This is a genomic window from Streptomyces sp. NBC_01390 (genome assembly GCF_045040105.1).
GTDB lineage: Bacteria > Actinomycetota > Actinomycetes > Streptomycetales > Streptomycetaceae > Streptomyces.
Genome location: NZ_CP109551.1, coordinates 3,481,134 through 3,495,465, shown reverse-complemented (window position 1 = coordinate 3,495,465; position 14,332 = coordinate 3,481,134). Strand labels below are relative to the sequence as shown.

Annotated in this window: 17 protein-coding genes; 7 read left to right on the top strand and 10 right to left on the bottom strand. The window is 69.8% G+C overall.

From position 1 onward, the window contains the following. Positions 1–81: 81 nt before the first annotated feature. Positions 82–504 carry a cytidine deaminase gene (locus OG241_RS15610; RefSeq protein ID WP_405815977.1) on the bottom strand — a complete coding sequence of 141 codons (423 nt, stop codon included), beginning with the start codon at positions 502–504 and terminating at the stop codon, positions 82–84. Between the two features lie 110 nt (positions 505–614). Next, positions 615–851 carry a DUF6243 family protein gene (locus OG241_RS15605; protein ID WP_405815976.1) on the bottom strand — a complete coding sequence of 79 codons (237 nt, stop codon included), beginning with the start codon at positions 849–851 and terminating at the stop codon, positions 615–617. 120 nt (positions 852–971) lie between these two features. Here OG241_RS15605 and OG241_RS15600 point away from each other — a divergent pair, with 120 nt between their 5' ends. Together OG241_RS15600 and OG241_RS15595 are read left to right on the top strand one after the other, a co-directional pair. Further along, positions 972–1,613 carry a TetR/AcrR family transcriptional regulator gene (locus OG241_RS15600; protein WP_405815975.1) on the top strand — a complete coding sequence of 214 codons (642 nt, stop codon included), beginning with the start codon at positions 972–974 and terminating at the stop codon, positions 1,611–1,613. Positions 1,614–1,778: 165 nt separating this feature from the next. Further along, positions 1,779–2,528 carry a bifunctional DNA primase/polymerase gene (locus OG241_RS15595; protein ID WP_405815974.1) on the top strand — a complete coding sequence of 250 codons (750 nt, stop codon included), beginning with the start codon at positions 1,779–1,781 and terminating at the stop codon, positions 2,526–2,528. A 33-nt stretch (positions 2,529–2,561) separates the two neighbouring features. Here the strand turns inward: OG241_RS15595 and OG241_RS15590 are convergent, their stop codons facing one another. The 4 genes from OG241_RS15590 to efeO form a co-directional block, all read right to left on the bottom strand. After that, positions 2,562–3,500, bottom strand: coding sequence for a hypothetical protein (locus OG241_RS15590; RefSeq protein ID WP_405826237.1), 939 nt, complete (start codon positions 3,498–3,500; stop codon positions 2,562–2,564). 70 nt (positions 3,501–3,570) lie between these two features. Then, positions 3,571–4,455 (bottom strand): iron uptake transporter permease EfeU, encoded by an 885-nt coding sequence (gene efeU / locus OG241_RS15585; RefSeq protein ID WP_405815973.1) that lies wholly within the window; start codon positions 4,453–4,455, stop codon positions 3,571–3,573. A 6-nt stretch (positions 4,456–4,461) separates the two neighbouring features. Continuing rightward, positions 4,462–5,763, bottom strand: coding sequence for an iron uptake transporter deferrochelatase/peroxidase subunit (gene efeB / locus OG241_RS15580; protein ID WP_405815972.1), 1,302 nt, complete (start codon positions 5,761–5,763; stop codon positions 4,462–4,464). A gap of 14 nt (positions 5,764–5,777) precedes the next feature. Beyond that, complete coding sequence (gene efeO, locus OG241_RS15575) at positions 5,778–6,917, bottom strand: iron uptake system protein EfeO (RefSeq protein WP_405815971.1); 1,140 nt, start codon at positions 6,915–6,917, stop codon at positions 5,778–5,780. A gap of 348 nt (positions 6,918–7,265) precedes the next feature. Between efeO and OG241_RS15570 the strand changes: the two genes are divergently transcribed. Next, positions 7,266–7,910, top strand: a complete 645-nt coding sequence (locus OG241_RS15570; RefSeq protein ID WP_405815970.1) for a PhzF family phenazine biosynthesis protein — start codon at positions 7,266–7,268, stop codon at positions 7,908–7,910. Between the two features lie 83 nt (positions 7,911–7,993). Here OG241_RS15570 and map read toward each other — a convergent pair whose 3' ends face one another. Further along, positions 7,994–8,851, bottom strand: a complete 858-nt coding sequence (map, locus tag OG241_RS15565; protein WP_405815968.1) for a type I methionyl aminopeptidase — start codon at positions 8,849–8,851, stop codon at positions 7,994–7,996. Positions 8,852–8,911: 60 nt separating this feature from the next. Here map and OG241_RS15560 point away from each other — a divergent pair, with 60 nt between their 5' ends. Further along, positions 8,912–9,142 (top strand): hypothetical protein, encoded by a 231-nt coding sequence (locus OG241_RS15560; protein WP_405826235.1) that lies wholly within the window; start codon positions 8,912–8,914, stop codon positions 9,140–9,142. Between the two features lie 69 nt (positions 9,143–9,211). Here the strand turns inward: OG241_RS15560 and OG241_RS15555 are convergent, their stop codons facing one another. Both OG241_RS15555 and OG241_RS15550 read right to left on the bottom strand, forming a co-directional pair. Then, complete coding sequence (locus tag OG241_RS15555) at positions 9,212–10,489, bottom strand: MFS transporter (protein WP_405815967.1); 1,278 nt, start codon at positions 10,487–10,489, stop codon at positions 9,212–9,214. A gap of 217 nt (positions 10,490–10,706) precedes the next feature. Continuing rightward, entirely contained in the window at positions 10,707–11,309 is a 603-nt protein-coding gene (locus OG241_RS15550) for a hypothetical protein (RefSeq protein ID WP_405815966.1), read from the bottom strand. Between the two features lie 130 nt (positions 11,310–11,439). On the opposite strand from OG241_RS15550, the gene OG241_RS15545 reads away from it, so the two are divergent. The 3 genes from OG241_RS15545 to OG241_RS15535 are packed head-to-tail and all read left to right on the top strand — an operon-like array spanning position 11,440 to position 13,536. Continuing rightward, positions 11,440–12,519, top strand: a complete 1,080-nt coding sequence (locus OG241_RS15545) for an exo-alpha-sialidase (RefSeq protein ID WP_405815965.1) — start codon at positions 11,440–11,442, stop codon at positions 12,517–12,519. A 38-nt stretch (positions 12,520–12,557) separates the two neighbouring features. Next, a complete protein-coding gene (gene npdG, locus OG241_RS15540) occupies positions 12,558–13,295 on the top strand; it encodes an NADPH-dependent F420 reductase (protein ID WP_405815964.1) in 738 nt (245 codons plus the stop codon). A 4-nt stretch (positions 13,296–13,299) separates the two neighbouring features. Beyond that, positions 13,300–13,536, top strand: a complete 237-nt coding sequence (locus OG241_RS15535; RefSeq protein WP_405815962.1) for a hypothetical protein — start codon at positions 13,300–13,302, stop codon at positions 13,534–13,536. On the opposite strand, the gene OG241_RS15530 is transcribed toward OG241_RS15535, so the two are convergent. Beyond that, positions 13,529–14,323 carry a site-2 protease family protein gene (locus OG241_RS15530; protein ID WP_405815960.1) on the bottom strand — a complete coding sequence of 265 codons (795 nt, stop codon included), beginning with the start codon at positions 14,321–14,323 and terminating at the stop codon, positions 13,529–13,531. The genes OG241_RS15535 and OG241_RS15530 overlap by 8 nt on opposite strands. Positions 14,324–14,332 lie beyond the last annotated feature (9 nt).

The following is a 14,332-nucleotide window of genomic DNA, read 5'->3' as shown; positions in this document are numbered from 1 at the left end:
GTCACCATCTTGGTCGGCAGGTGACATTTCCCCGCTTCTCTTCTTCTCGTGGCCCGGGCCGCCCTGGGACACGGTCTCTGCCTACACAAGGTCCTCGGCGTCGAGCTGATGATCCGCCCAGACGTACGTCTCGGGGAGCAACTCCGTGACGGGGACCGCCCGTAGCCGGTCGGCGGTGCCCACGATGACCTCGAGCGCCGGGAAGTAGTCGAGCAGGACCTGACGGCACCGGCCGCACGGCGGGACCACCCCACGGTCGCGGTCGCCCACCGCGACGATCGTGTCCAGCTCGTACGCGCCCTGGGCCGCCGCCGTGCCGATGAGGACCAGTTCGGCGCAGGGGCCGCCGGTGAAGTGGTAGGCGTTCAACGCCGTGACGATCCGGCCGTCCCGGGCGCGGGCCGCCGCCGCCATCGTGTGGTTGTCGCCCCGGCAGCGGGTGCGGGCCACATGGGCCGCCGCCTGGACGAGTTCGTGGTCGACGGGACGGGGCTGCGTGGTCATGTTCTCTGCCTTCGTCAGGTGCATGGTGCAAGCGGTGGAAACGGTGCAGGCAGTGCAGGTGGTGCGGCTGCCGTGCCCCCAATCTGCCCCATCTGACGACCCCGCTTCGCTCAGGAGTCCGCTTCGGAGATCCGCCGGTCGTCGGCCTCGTCCGGCGCGCGCCCCTCCCGGGCGCTCTCTTCCTCCGTCCGCTTCTCCCGCAGCTTGCGCAGCAGTTCCCGTTTCTGGGCCTGCGGGTCGATCCCGCCGCCCACCTTCTTGCCCCGGCCGCCGCCCCGCAGGGCGTTCCTGCCCAGGTTGCTGCGGGTGCCGCCGACTCCGAGCATGTCTCCGCCGCCTCGTGACATGGCGTGTCTCCTTCTGATCGAGCCGATCAAACTGATGGACGATACGTATCGTCTCGCTTGATGGAACTCCCTCACCTTCCGGCGAGACGCTCCGTCTTGTCAACCTGATAAATTGCCGACATGGTCCAGAAGTCCACTCCCGACGCCACCCGCCGCAGCGAGAAGTCCCGCCGCGCCATCTACGACGCCGCCCTCGCCCTCATCGGTGAGGTCGGGTACCAGAAGACGACCATCGAGGGCATCGCCGCCCGCGCCGGCGTCGGGAAGCAGACCATCTACCGGTGGTGGTCCTCCAAGGGGGACGTGCTCATGGAGGCCTTCGTCGATCTGAGCGAGCAGGCCGCCGAGGCCGCCGCGCCCGGTCAGGCGTACGCCATCCCCGACACCGGCGACCTCGCCGCCGACCTCAAGGCCGTTCTGCGTCTCACCGTCGACCAGCTGCTCGACCCGGTCTTCGCGGTCCCCTCCCGAGGTCTCGCCGCCGAAGGTCTCGTCAACGAGGAACTCGGCCGCAGATACGTCGCCAAGCTGCTCGAACCCTCCCTCCAGCTCTACGTCCAGCGACTGCGCGCCGCCCAGGACGCGGGGGAGGTGCGGGCCGGCGTCGACCCCCGTATCGCCCTCGAACTCTTCGTCTCGCCGCTCGCCCAGCGCTGGCTCCAGTACACCGGCCCGATCTCGTACGAGTACACGGACACCCTCGTCGACTACGCCCTCAACGGGATCGGCTCCACCGGCGGCAACAAGCGCGAAGATGGCTGAAAGTAGTGGGTAGTAAATGCTGCTAATCAGCAGGAAAAGGGTTGATCCCACCTCTCGTACATCTCGTCCCCCCTACCCCGGATGGCGGCTCCGTCCCCCCACGGCGCAGGATGGTGGGAGCATGGAGCAGGCTGTCCGCACAACAGCAGCGAGGCGAGGCGATACATGAGCGCGGAGTTCGGCGGTAGTACGACGGGCCGGCAGGGCAGGATTTCCCAGTGGCTGCGCGGACGCCGTACGAGCGCGCGGGAGGATGCCGCCACCGCCGCCGAGAGCGGGCGCCGCGAGGAACTGCTGCTCGCCGCCGCCCGTGCCGGACTGCCCCTCGCGCCCGCCGCGCACCCTTCCGGCTACGGCTGTTCCTGCGACCGCGTGGGCTGTCCCACGCCCGCCCGGCACCCGGTCTCCTTCGCCTGGCACACGCAGTCCACCACCGACCGGGCCCAGATCGAGCGGTGGGCCAAGCACCAGCCGCAGGCCAACTTCATCACCGCGACGGGCATAGTCCACGACGTCCTCGACGTGCCCCTCGACGCGGGGCGCGAGGCGCTGGAGCGGCTGCTCGGGGCCGGGATCGAGGTCGGACCCGTCGCCGAGAGCGACGACGGACGGCTCCTGTTCTTCACCCTCACCCGCGGCACCCCGGACGACGAGGACGAGTGGTGGCCCTGCGAACTGGACTGCCACCCCGAGACAGCTGACGAGCATCCGGGCCTGCGTTGGCACTGCCGGGGTTCCTACGTCCTCGTACCGCCAGCCCGGTTGCCCAACGACCAGGGCGTGTACTGGGTACGCGGGCCGGAGTTCGCCCTCCCCGACCCGCTCAGTCTGCTCGAAGTACTCACCGACGCCTGCGCCCGGTACGCCGGCGAGGAACCCGACCACGCCACCGCGGCCTGGCCCCACCGGGGCTGAGGGCGAACAGCCCCCGGGTGAGCGGGAGTCGAGTTACTCGCCCTGCGCCGCCGTCAGGCCCTGGATGCGGCTCAGGAACCTCACACCCTGGTTCGCGGCGCCCCTGCCCGGGTCCAGCACGGCCTGGTTCGACACGAACTCCAGGGTCAGCGACTGCTTGATCTCGCCCGTCGTCAGCGCCAGCACACTGTCGCTCTGCGCCGGGATCGACGTGCCCTGCGCGGCCGTGTCCTTCTCGTAGTGGTGCGTCGCGAAGAAGACCAGCGCGCCGCCGTCCGCCGTCCGCAGGCCCAGCGGGGCGAAGTCGTCCTTGGCGAGCGGCTCGTCGATGTACTGGGTGACGAGCCCGGGCTTGATGGCGCTCTTCTTGCGCTGCTCCAGCCAACCGCTCGTGTGCACACCCGGCGTGAAGACGTCGCCGCCGCCGTCCTTCAGATACGTCGCGTAGTCGGAGCTCAAGTCCTTGGGAGCGACGGCCAGTTCGGCCGAGTCCGCCGTCACCGGCTCCGCGAGGCCGTCCTTGTCCGTCCTGAACGCCGGTACGTCGTCCGGGTCGAGAAGCGTCAGATACGCCACCGCCCACGGCTCGGCCGCGTTGCTGCGCGTGAACACCATCAGCCAGCGCGCCTCGTCACCCTTGTTGGCGTCGGCGTTCGCGACGAACCAGCGCGGCCAGCCCGCCTTCTTCGGGATCGTGAACCGGGTGTCCGTGAACTCCAGCGGTACGTACGACGGGTTGCCGGCCGGGCTCACCTCGTGCCCCGCGTCCAGCCGGGCCGCGTCGATCGCGCCCAGGGCGCCGGTGACGTAGTCGGCGTCCAGGGCACGGTCGTACGCCTTGTCCGCCTTGTTGTAGGCGGCCGTGAAGTCCTTCAGCGCCTCGGCGGCCTCCGTCGGGCTCGCCGCCGGGAGAACCTCTCGCTCGCCGTGCACGACGACACAGCCGCTCGCGGCCAGCGCCAGCACGGTCATGGAGGCCACCGCGAGGACGCTCCGGCCAAGAAGACCTCGTGACGTCCGTGACGTTCGTAGCGTTCGCGGCCTACGAGGCGTTTGTGGACTTCGAGGGCTGCGACCCCTGCTCACGCTGCTCATCCGCTGGCTTCACCTTCCGCTTCCCGGAGGCGAACCCTACCGGGGCCAGGAAGAGCGCGAGCGTCGGGACCAGGTACAGCGCCCACACCGTGACCTGGAGGACGGTCGGGTCGGGCTGGAAGTTGAGGACGCCCTTGAGGAGCGTGCCGTACCAGCTGTCCGGCGGGATCGTCCCGCTGATGTCGAAGGCCTTGTTCGTCAGGCCGGGCACCCAGTCGGCCTCCTGGAGGTCGTGGAAACCGTAGGCGAGGACGCCCGCCGCGACCACGACCAGCATGCCGCCGGTCCAGGTGAAGAACTTGGACAGGTTGATGCGCAGGGCGCCCCGGTAGAAGAGGTAGCCGAGCAGGATCGCCGTCGCGATACCCAACAGCACGCCGATCAGGGGCCCTTCGGTGCCGTCGCTCGACGCCCGCACCGACGCCCACACGAACAGCGCGGTCTCCAGACCCTCCCGGCCCACCGCCAGGAACGCGGTCGCGACCAGGGCGCCCGTGCCCATCTGGAGGGCGGCGTCCAGCTTGCCGTGCAGCTCCGACTTCAGATGCCGGGCGGTACGCCGCATCCAGAAGACCATCCATGTCACCAGCCCCACGGCGACGATCGACAGCGAGCCGCCGAGCGCCTCCTGCGCCTCGAACGTCAGCTCCTGGGAGCCGAACTCGAGCGCGCAGCCGAAGCCGAGGGCCAGCGTGACGGCGACCCCGATGCCGATCCAGATCGGCTTCAGGGCGTCCCGGCGGTCCGTCTTCACCAGGTAGGCGATGAGGATGCAGACGACGAGACTGGCTTCCAGGCCCTCGCGCAGACCGATCAGATAGTTCGCGAACACGGTGCCCTACGCCTCCTTGGAAAACAGTGCTCGGCCCCACCAGTCGTCCTTGTCCCGGACGCCCGGAGGGATCGCGAAGACCGCCGAACCCACGTGCTGGATGTACTCGTTGAGCGCGTCGGTCGCGAGGTTGCGCTGCACGGGGATGAACCCCTTGCGGACGTCCCGCATGTAGGCGAGGAAGAACAGGCCCGCCTCCAGACGGCCGAGGCCGTCCGTGCCGTCCGTGAAGGAGTAGCCGCGGCGCAGCAGCGTCGCCCCGTGGTTGGAGTCGGGGTGCGCGAGACGGACGTGCGCGTCGGGCTTCATCGCCTTGAGGAACGGCTCGTCCCGCTCCTTCGCCTTGCCGACCGGGGCGCCCTCGCCCTTGTCGCGGCCGAAGATGTCCTCCTGCTCCTGCAGCGAGGTGCGGTCCCAGGGCTCGATGTGCATCCGGATGCGCCGGGCGACGAGATACGAACCCCCGTCCATCCAGGCCGAGTTGTCGTCGGTGTCCGCGCCGTCCACCCACACGAACTTCTTCAGCCGGTCCGTCTCGGTGCCGGCGATGTTGCGGGTGCCGTCCTTGAATCCCAGCAGGTTGCGCGGGGTCTGCTCCTCGGGGGTCGTCGAGGACGTCTTGCCGAAGCCGAGCTGCGACCAGCGCACCGAGACCTTGCCGAAGCCGATCCGGGCCAGGTTACGGATGGCGTGCACCGCGACCTGCGGATCGTCCGAGCACGCCTGGACGCACACGTCGCCGCCGCTGCGGTTCTTGTCGAGGTTGTCGCCGGAGAACTGCGGCAGATCGACGAGCGCCTCAGGGCGTCGGTCCGCCATCCCGAGCTTCTCGAACAGGCCGGGCCCGAACCCGACCGTCAGCGTCAGCCGCGAGGGCTTCAGCCCCAGGGCCTCGCCGGTGTCGTCCGGGGGAGCCTCCGCCAGCCCCCCGTAGGCGCCCTCGCCGACCGCCAGCCCGGCGGTCATCCGCCGGGCCGCCGCCGTCCAGTCCTTGAGCATCTGGACGAACTCGGCGCGGTCGTCCGTCTCCAGGTCGAACGCGGCGAAGTGCAGCCTGTCCTGCACCGGCGTCGAGATCCCCGACTGGTGGCCGCCGTGGAAGTCGACGGCCCCGCCGGCGTCGGCGGCGACCGTCTGTACGTCGTCGCCGCCACGGGTCATCGCCACGCCGCCCCCGGCCACGGCGGCCCCGAGCGCGAGCCCGGCCCCGCCCCAGCCGATCAGCGCCCGCCGCGAGGTGCCGCCCTCGGTACCGGCCGTGTTGCTGGCCGCGGTACCGCCTTCGTTCTTCTCCGGTGTCTCCGTCATGACGTCGGTCCCCTCTACTTCACGACGGCGGCGGCGAGCTTGGACAGCGGCTCGGCGAGCGCGTTCACCGCGTCCGAGAGCTGCTTGCGATCGGCGTCGCCGACCTTGTCGTACGAGGTGAAGTCGTACGAGTTCTTGTCCGCGCGGTACTTGTCGAGCAGCGTGTTCAGGGCGCCGAACTGCTTGTCCAGCTCGGTGACCAGCGCCGCGTCGTTCTCCTTCGCGACCGGCTTCAGCAGCTCGTACGCGTCCTCGGCGCCCTCGACGTTGGCCTTGAAGTCGACGAGGTCGGTGTGCGAGTAGCGCTCCTCCTCGCCGGTGACCTTGCCGGTGGCGACCTCGTCGAGGAGTTCCTTGGCGCCGTTGGCCATCGAGGTCGGGGTGATGATCGCCTTGCCGACCCGCTTCTGCCAGTCCTTCAGGTCGGTGATCAGCTTGTCGGCGAGGCTCTTGTCCTCGGCGGTGATCTTCTTGTCCTCCCAGAGGGACTTCTCCAGGCGGTGCCAGCCGGTGAACTTCTGGCCGGCCTCCAGACCGTCCGCGCGGACGTCGACCTCAGGGTCGATGTCACCGAAGGACTCGGCGATCGGCTCGGTGCGCTCCCAGCCGATACGGGAGGGCGCGTACGCCTTCTTCGCGGCCTCCAGGTCGCCGTCCTTGACCGCCTTGGCGAAGGTCTCGGCGAGCGGCAGCGTGGCGTCGGCCTGTTCCTGCGCGTACTTGCGGTAGGCGGCGACGGCCGCGTCCAGGCGCGGGTCACGCTTGGCGGCCTTGCCGCCGGTGGCCTTGACGGCCTGCCGGATGCCGTCGCCCTTCATGCCGGGCTTGCAGGCGATCGTGTAGTCGCCGGCCTTCACCTCGGCGGTGACCTTCTGCTTGGTGCCCGGGCCGATGTTCTCGCGCTCGGTGACGATCCGGTCGTCCGGGAAGAGGACGTAGACCTCGGTGACCTTGGAGCCCTTGTTCTGGATGTCGAGCTCGACGTGCCCGGCCGGGAACTCCTTCTTCGAGACCTCGCACTTGTCGTCCGTCGCGGTGACGCTGATGACCCGGTCGCCGCTCCCGGAACTGCCCTTCTCCGTGCAGCCGGTGACGGCGGTCAGAGCCGCCGCGGTGGCGGCGGCGGTGACGACGGAGAGTCTGACGGCTCGCATGCGGGCTCCTGAGAATCGCGAGTGGCGAAAAAACGACGTGGCCGGGCTCACACAGGTTTGGTGAGGCGGCCCTAACTTACCTAAGGCTTGCCTCAGTGATACCCGGACAATCGGTGATTCACCTCTCATGGATGGCCCATGAGCACGCTCCGATCACGGCCCCTTAATGTCGATCTAAAGGCAAGCTAAAGAGAATGCCACGCACAGGCAATGCATAGGTCAAGTGTCCCGAACCGATGAGATCAGGACAGCTCCGGTCCTCGGGGCACGGCGTCGCCGTACGGACGCGTGGCGGCGTGCAGGGACGCGGAGTTGGTGGCGGCTGCCACCTGGGTGTTTGATGCGCGCGTGACTGATTACGACGTACTCCGCGTCTTCTGCGCGCCCAACGGGGGCTACGGCAACGAACTGGGCGTGGTCCGCGAGGGCTCCGTCATGCCGGAGCGGAGCGAGCGGCAGGCGTTCGCGGCGAAACTCGGCTTCAGCGAGACCGTGTTCGTCGACGATCCCGAGCGCGGGATCATCGACATCTACACCCCCACGCTGCGCCTGCCCTTCGCGGGCCACCCCTGCGTCGGTACGGCCTGGCTGCTCGACGTGCCCGAACTGGTCACCCCGGCCGGGCTGGTGGGGGCCCGCCTGGACGGCGAGTTCAGCTGGATCGAGGCACGGGCGGAGTGGGTACCGGACCGGACGCTGCGGCGGCACGGCTCCGCCGCGGAGGTCGACGCGCTGCCCGTGCCCCCGCCGGGGGAGTGGATCTACGCGTGGGCGTGGGAGGACGAGGCCGCGGGACGGGTCCGGGCACGCGCCTTCCCCGGCCGCGACGACGGCATCGAGGAGGACGAGGCCACGGGGGCGGCGGCGTTGCTGCTGACCCACCAGCTGGGCCGGGCGCTCAACATCACGCAGGGCAAGGGGTCGCAGATCCTCACGGCGCCGCAGCCGATGGGGTGGGTGGAGGTCGGGGGCCGGGTGTTCCTGGAACGCTAGGGCAACAGCCCGCCCTCGGAAGAGGGGCGGGCTGTGCTGTGCGGCTTGGCAGGCCGGGCGAGCTGAGCCGGTGAGCCGGCCGGCTACGGCAGAGTCAGGATCTCGGCGCCCGTGTCCGTCACCACGAGCGTGTGCTCGAACTGGGCCGTGCGCTTGCGGTCCTTCGTGACGACGGTCCACCCGTCGTCCCACATGTCGTAGTCGTACGAACCCAGCGTCAGCATCGGCTCGATGGTGAAGGTCATGCCCGGCTGGATGAGCGTCGTGGCGTGCGGACTGTCGTAGTGCGGGACGATCAGCCCGGAGTGGAACGACGAGTTGATCCCGTGCCCGGTGAAGTCCCGGACGACGCCGTAGCCGAAGCGCTTGGCGTAGGACTCGATGACCCGGCCGATGATGTTGATCTGCCGTCCCGGCCGGACGGCCTTGATGGCCCGGTCGAGCGACTCCCGGGTCCGCTCCACCAGCAGCCGCGACTCCTCGTCGACGTCCCCGACCAGGTACGTCGCGTTGTTGTCACCGTGCACCCCGCCGATGTACGCCGTCACGTCGAGGTTGACGATGTCGCCGTCCCGCAGCACCGTGGAGTCCGGGATGCCGTGGCAGATGACCTCGTTGACGGACGTGCACAGCGACTTGGGGAAGCCGCGGTAGCCGAGGGTGGACGGATAGGCGCCGTGGTCGACCATGTAGTCGTGCGCCACCCGGTCCAGCTCGTCGGTGGTCACCCCCGGCGCGATGAGTTTCGCGGCCTCCGCCATCGCCCGCGCGGCGATCCGCCCGGCGATCCGCATGGCCTCGATGGTCTCGGGCGTCTGCACCTCTGCCCCGGTGTACGGGGTCGGTGCGGGCTTGCCGACGTACTCGGGGCGACGGATGTTCCCGGGTACGGAGCGGATGGGAGAGAGCTCCCCTGGTACGAGCAGTGACTGGCCAGACATGCCAGCGAGTTTAACGAGCTGTGGTGGGGGACGATGACCCTGGTGAAAGGAGTCCTGACCATGGCCCTGTTCAAGAAGCGCACGGTCGGCAAACCGGGCGAGTGGTACTACTGCCTGGAGCACAAGAAGGTCGAGGAGGGCCCGGACTGCCCGGGCAAGGACCGCTTCGGCCCGTACAGCACCCGAGCGGAGGCCGAACACGCGATGGAGACGGCCCGCGAGCGCAACCTTCAGTGGGAGAACGATCCCAAGTGGCACGATGCGCGTGCGCGCGGCGAGGGTGAGGACTGAGGGGCGGGGTGGTTGAGGCGGTTTTTGGGTGCGGGTGCGCTGTGGCTGGTCGCGCAGTTCCCCGCGCCCCTAGGGGGTTGCCTCCTCCCGCTGCTTTCGTAGGCGTAGCGCGTGTTCGTTCGTTCGTACGTCGTAGCGCATCAGGCCTGGTAGGCACAGGGCCAGCAGTCCCACGCCGGCCGCGCAGGCGAAGCCGCCCGACCATACGGATGCCCGTACCCCGCGCCACGCGGCCACGCCACCCGCCCTGACCTGGCCGAGTTGTGGGCCGACGGAGTAGGAGAGCAGCTCGATACCGGCGAGGCGTCCGCGCAGCTCGTCCGGGATGGTCTGGTTCCACATCGCGCCCCGGAAGATCCCGCTGACCATGTCGAAGCAGCCGCCGAGGAGCAGGAACAGCAGCACCAGCCACACGTTGCCGACGATCCCGGACGCGGCTATCGCCAGCCCCCACCCCGCCGCCCCGAGCACGACCATCCGCCCGTGCCGGTGCACCCGTGAGGTCCAGCCACTGGTGAGGCTCACCAGCAGCGAACCGGCCGGGATCGCCGCGTACATCAGGCCCAGCGACCACTCGGCGTCCAGTTCGTCGGCGAGGAACGGCAGGACGGCCAGCGGCATCGCGAGGAACATCGCGGCGAGGTCGATGGCGTACGTCCCGAGCAGCTCCTTGCGGTTCCACGCGTACCGGGCACCCTCCGCGATGGACCGCAGCGACGGCTTCGCGGCCTCGTGCGAGGCGGGGGAGGAGGCGAGCCCCACGACGAGGGCCACGGACACGGCGAAGGTCAGCAGATCGACGGCGTACGCCCAGCCGAGCCCGGCATAGGCCACGACGACCCCGGCGAGAGCCGGTCCGGCGACTCCGCCGACCGTCCAGCGCAGGGAGTTCAGCGAGGCGGCGGCCGGCAGGTGTTCATGGGCGACGATCCGAGGCATCAGCGAATCGAGCGCGGGCCGCTGCACCGACCCGAGGGCCGAGGTGAGCGCGGCGACGACGTACAGCGGCCAGATCAGCGGGTCGGGCAGCACCGCGTTGACGAGGAGTACGGCGCACAGCACCCCCTGCCCCGCCTCCGTCCACAGGATCAGCTTCCGCTTGTCCGCCGCGTCGGCCAGCGCCCCGCCGTACAGCCCGAACACGATCAGCGGGATCAACTCCACGGCCCCGATCGCCCCGACCGCGGCGGCGGACCCGGTCAGCTCCTTCATCTGCACCGGCAGCGCGACAAAGGTCAGAAAACTCCCGAAGTTGGTGATCAGCCCCGACATCCAGAGCTTCCGAAAATCGACGGAGGCCCGCCAGGGGGACAGATCGGGAAGGAGCGCACGGAGGGGGGACGTCACGTGGGGTCATGCTGAGCGGTGGGAGGAGCCGGGGCAACAGGTTTTCGGCGGTGGGGGAGCGGGTGGCTGCGGGTTCCCACTCGGGTGGGGGAGGCGGGTGGTTACGGGTTCGCACCCGGGCGGGCGGGGCGGCTGCGGTTCGCCGCCCCGGGGAGCGGGTGGGTTGGTTCCGCCGAAGGCGGGTGACGTGGCGAGACGGGTGGGTGGGAAATGTTCTTTACCAGCGGGACGGCGGCGGCGCCGTCAGGACGTCCGCCAGCCGGGCCAGACGGTCACGGAAACGCCGGCGCCCCCGGGCGACAGGAACCCCGTTCTCCCCGGCCGCCGCACTCACCAGGTGCTGCACGGTGTCCAGGTCCAACTCCAACCCCTCCGGCACCGCCAACGACTCATGCGCCATCGACACCAACTCCCCCTCACCCGACCCCAGCACCAGCACCTTCGCCCCACCCCGCCGAGCGTCATGCACCCGCTCCAGCAGGGCGCCGCCCACCCCCTCCGGCGCCACCACCAGCAACGTCTCACCCCGGCGCGCCGCCTCGATCCGCCCGAGCCCGACCGACAGCCGCCCGGGACCGGACGCCGGGGGGTCATGCCGTACGAGGGTCGGCGCCAGCTCAGGCGTCCCGGACCAGGCCGCCTCGTCCACGAGATGTGCCGCCAGGTGCCACGGCTCGTACTCCGGCGTCCCCACCAACAGCAACCCGCCTCCGTACGACACCACGGAACCCCGTAACGTCGCCGCGAACCTCCGTGTGGCCCCCAACCACTCGGTTCCAGCGAGCACTTCGCGCAGCAACGCGACCCGTACGGCGTCCATGACCGCGCATCCTGCCGCAACCGGCAACCCGGGGCGCTCCCTTCACCATGTTTTCGCCCAACCTGGGTAAGAACCGGGTCCACCATCCGTACGGACAGTCACCGGCACCACTCATGGCAAGGAGCCGCACATGACAGTGGAGACAAGCATTCCCTTCCGGTCCGGCCAGGAGGGCTACGCCAGTTACCGCATCCCGGCCGTCGTCGTCACGCACGCCGGCACCGTGCTGGCCTTCTGCGAGGGCCGGGTCGACTCCGCCTCGGACCACGGGCACATCGACATCGTCCTGAAGCGGTCCACGGACGGCGGCCGTACCTGGGGCCCGATCATCGTCGCCGCCAAGAACGGCGACAAGAACCTCGCCGGCAACCCCGCCCCCGTCGTCCTCGACAGCGGCCGCATCCTCCTCGTGTACATCCGGGCCTCGGGCACGGTGACCGAGAAGGACATCCTGCTCGGCAACGTGTCGGCGGCCGACGGACGCCGGATCTGGGTACGCCACAGCGACGACGACGGCGTCACCTGGTCCTCCTCCGTGGAGATCACCGCCCAGGTGAAGCACGCGAACTGGCGCTGGTACGCCACCACCCCCGGCCACGCCATCCAGCTGAGCACCGGCCGGATCGTCGTCTCCGCCAACCACACGATCCCGCCCACCGGGACGGACCTGGGCAACGAGGCCCGCTACAACAGCGGCCACTGTCTGCTCAGCGACGACCGGGGCAAGACCTGGCGCATCGGATACCTCGACGAGAACACCAACGGCTACATCAACGTCAACGAGACCACCGCCGCCGAACTCCCGGACGGCCGCGTCTACTTCAACACCCGTAACGACTCGCCGTCCCCCGGCAACCGCGCCGACGCACACTCCACGGACGGCGGCCAGACCCTCGTCAAGCCCTTCCGCCCACAGGCCGGACTGCCGGCCCCCGTCTGCCAGGGCAGCGTGCTCCAGTTCCGCGACCCCGACCTGCTCCTCTTCTCCGGCCCCGCCGATCCCGCCGCCCGCGCCCTGATGACCATCCGCGTCTCCACCGACGACGGCACCACCTGGCGCCCGGCGGACACGGTGAACGGGCTGCCCGCCGCCTACTCCGACCTCGTCCGGGTCGACGCCCACACCGTCGGACTGCTCTTCGAGACGGGTGACTTCGGCCCGTACGAGAGGATCCCCTTCCGGCGGGTCCCCGTGACCCGGCTCACCTGAGCCCGTGGGCGCGCGGACACGGACGTAAGGTCGGGCCCATGACCTCTACCGACAGTGCACAGACCCCTGCCGAGAGCCCCGCCGCGCCCCCCGCGAAGGCTCCCGCGAAGGACCCCTGGGACCTTCCCGACGTCTCCGGACTCGTCGTCGGCGTGCTCGGTGGGACCGGGCCGCAGGGCAAGGGCCTCGCCTACCGGCTCGCCAGGGCCGGACAGAAGGTGATCATCGGGTCGCGCGCCGCCGACCGCGCCCAGGCCGCCGCCGACGAACTCGGCCACGGTGTCGAGGGCGCCGACAACGCCGAGACCGCGCGCCGCAGCGACATCGTGATCGTCGCCGTCCCCTGGGACGGACACGGCAAGACCCTCGAATCCCTGCGCGAGGAGCTGGCCGGCAAGCTCGTCGTCGACTGCGTGAACCCGCTCGGCTTCGACAAGAAGGGCGCGTACGCGCTGAAGCCGGAGGAGGGCAGCGCCGCCGAGCAGGCCGCCGTCCTGCTGCCGGACTCCCGGGTCACGGCCGCCTTCCACCACCTGTCGGCCGTACTGCTCCAGGACCCGGAGATCGAGGAGATCGACACGGACGTGATGGTCCTCGGCGAGGAGCGTGCCGACGTGGAGATCGTGCAGGCCCTGGCCGGCCGTATCCCGGGCATGCGCGGGGTGTTCTCCGGCCGGCTGCGCAACGCCCACCAGGTCGAGTCGCTGGTCGCCAACCTGATCTCCGTGAACCGCCGCTACAAGGCCCACGCGGGCCTGCGCGTCACCGACATCTGAGGGGTTGGGGGACACTGGACGCCGAAAGCCGGTGTCCCCCGACAGGAGAGCAGCTCAGATGCCCCGCCTCGCCCTCTATGCCCTGATCGTCTGCCTGCTCGCCGTGGCAGCCGCCGTCGTGTCCTTCGTCCAGGGCAACTGGCTGGGGATCGTGTGGGTGCTGCTGGCCGGGCTGTCGTCCAACATGTGCTGGTACTACGCCCGGCGCGGCAGGCCCGCCGCCCGCCGCTCGGTCAGTTGACCGTGCAGAGGTCGTTCGTCTGCCAGAAGCGGAACAGGTCCTGACCGCAGTACGTCTCGAACTCCGCGATGCCCAGACCGCGCAGCACCGTGTGGATCACGTCGAAGAACGCGCTGTTCACGGGCCCGAGCCACAGCACCGCGAACACGAACAGCAGCCCGAACGGCGCGAACGGCTCCACCTGGCGCTTGATGTTGTACGACAGCCAGGGCTCGATGACCCCGTAGCCGTCCAGCCCGGGCACCGGCAGGAAGTTCAGGATCGCCGCCGTCACCTGGAGCAGGGCCAGGAAGGCGAGCGCGAACCGGAACTCGGTGGGCACGCCGTCCAGCGAGTTCAGCCAGAACGGCGCCGTGCACACCGCGGCGAACAGCACGTTCGTCAGCGGACCGGCGGCCGAGATCAGACTGTGCTTCCAGCGGCCGTGGATGCGCCCCCGCTCGATGAAGACGGCACCGCCCGGCAGCCCGATCCCGCCCATGATCACGAAGATCACCGGCAGCACGATGCTGAGCAGGGCGTGCGTGTACTTGAGGGGATTGAGGGTGAGATAACCCTTCTCGCCGACCGAGATGTCACCGCTGTGCAGCGCGGTGCGCGCGTGCGCGTACTCGTGCAGACACAGCGACACGATCCACGCGGCCGTCACGAACAGGAACACGGCGACACCGGGCTGTTCGGCGAACCCGGTCCAGGTGGCCCAGCCCGTGACCGCCGTGACGGCCAGGATCCCGACGAAGACCGGGCTGATCCGCCGGTCGCTGTTGCGGGTGGTGGCGGTGGTCATGGGGCGGGA

What these genes read in the sequence shown, in the direction of transcription:
- OG241_RS15610 (WP_405815977.1), bottom strand. Translation starts at nt 504, where the DNA reads ATGACCACGCAGCCCCGTCCCGTCGACCACGAACTCGTCCAGGCGGCG.
- OG241_RS15605 (WP_405815976.1), bottom strand. Translation starts at nt 851, where the DNA reads ATGTCACGAGGCGGCGGAGACATGCTCGGAGTCGGCGGCACCCGCAGC.
- OG241_RS15600 (WP_405815975.1), top strand. Translation starts at nt 972, where the DNA reads ATGGTCCAGAAGTCCACTCCCGACGCCACCCGCCGCAGCGAGAAGTCC.
- OG241_RS15595 (WP_405815974.1), top strand. Translation starts at nt 1,779, where the DNA reads ATGAGCGCGGAGTTCGGCGGTAGTACGACGGGCCGGCAGGGCAGGATT.
- OG241_RS15590 (WP_405826237.1), bottom strand. Translation starts at nt 3,500, where the DNA reads ATGACCGTGCTGGCGCTGGCCGCGAGCGGCTGTGTCGTCGTGCACGGC.
- efeB (WP_405815972.1), bottom strand. Translation starts at nt 5,763, where the DNA reads ATGACGGAGACACCGGAGAAGAACGAAGGCGGTACCGCGGCCAGCAAC.
- efeO (WP_405815971.1), bottom strand. Translation starts at nt 6,917, where the DNA reads ATGCGAGCCGTCAGACTCTCCGTCGTCACCGCCGCCGCCACCGCGGCG.
- map (WP_405815968.1), bottom strand. Translation starts at nt 8,851, where the DNA reads ATGTCTGGCCAGTCACTGCTCGTACCAGGGGAGCTCTCTCCCATCCGC.
- OG241_RS15560 (WP_405826235.1), top strand. Translation starts at nt 8,912, where the DNA reads ATGGCCCTGTTCAAGAAGCGCACGGTCGGCAAACCGGGCGAGTGGTAC.
- OG241_RS15550 (WP_405815966.1), bottom strand. Translation starts at nt 11,309, where the DNA reads ATGGACGCCGTACGGGTCGCGTTGCTGCGCGAAGTGCTCGCTGGAACC.
- OG241_RS15545 (WP_405815965.1), top strand. Translation starts at nt 11,440, where the DNA reads ATGACAGTGGAGACAAGCATTCCCTTCCGGTCCGGCCAGGAGGGCTAC.
- npdG (WP_405815964.1), top strand. Translation starts at nt 12,558, where the DNA reads ATGACCTCTACCGACAGTGCACAGACCCCTGCCGAGAGCCCCGCCGCG.
- OG241_RS15530 (WP_405815960.1), bottom strand. Translation starts at nt 14,323, where the DNA reads ATGACCACCGCCACCACCCGCAACAGCGACCGGCGGATCAGCCCGGTC.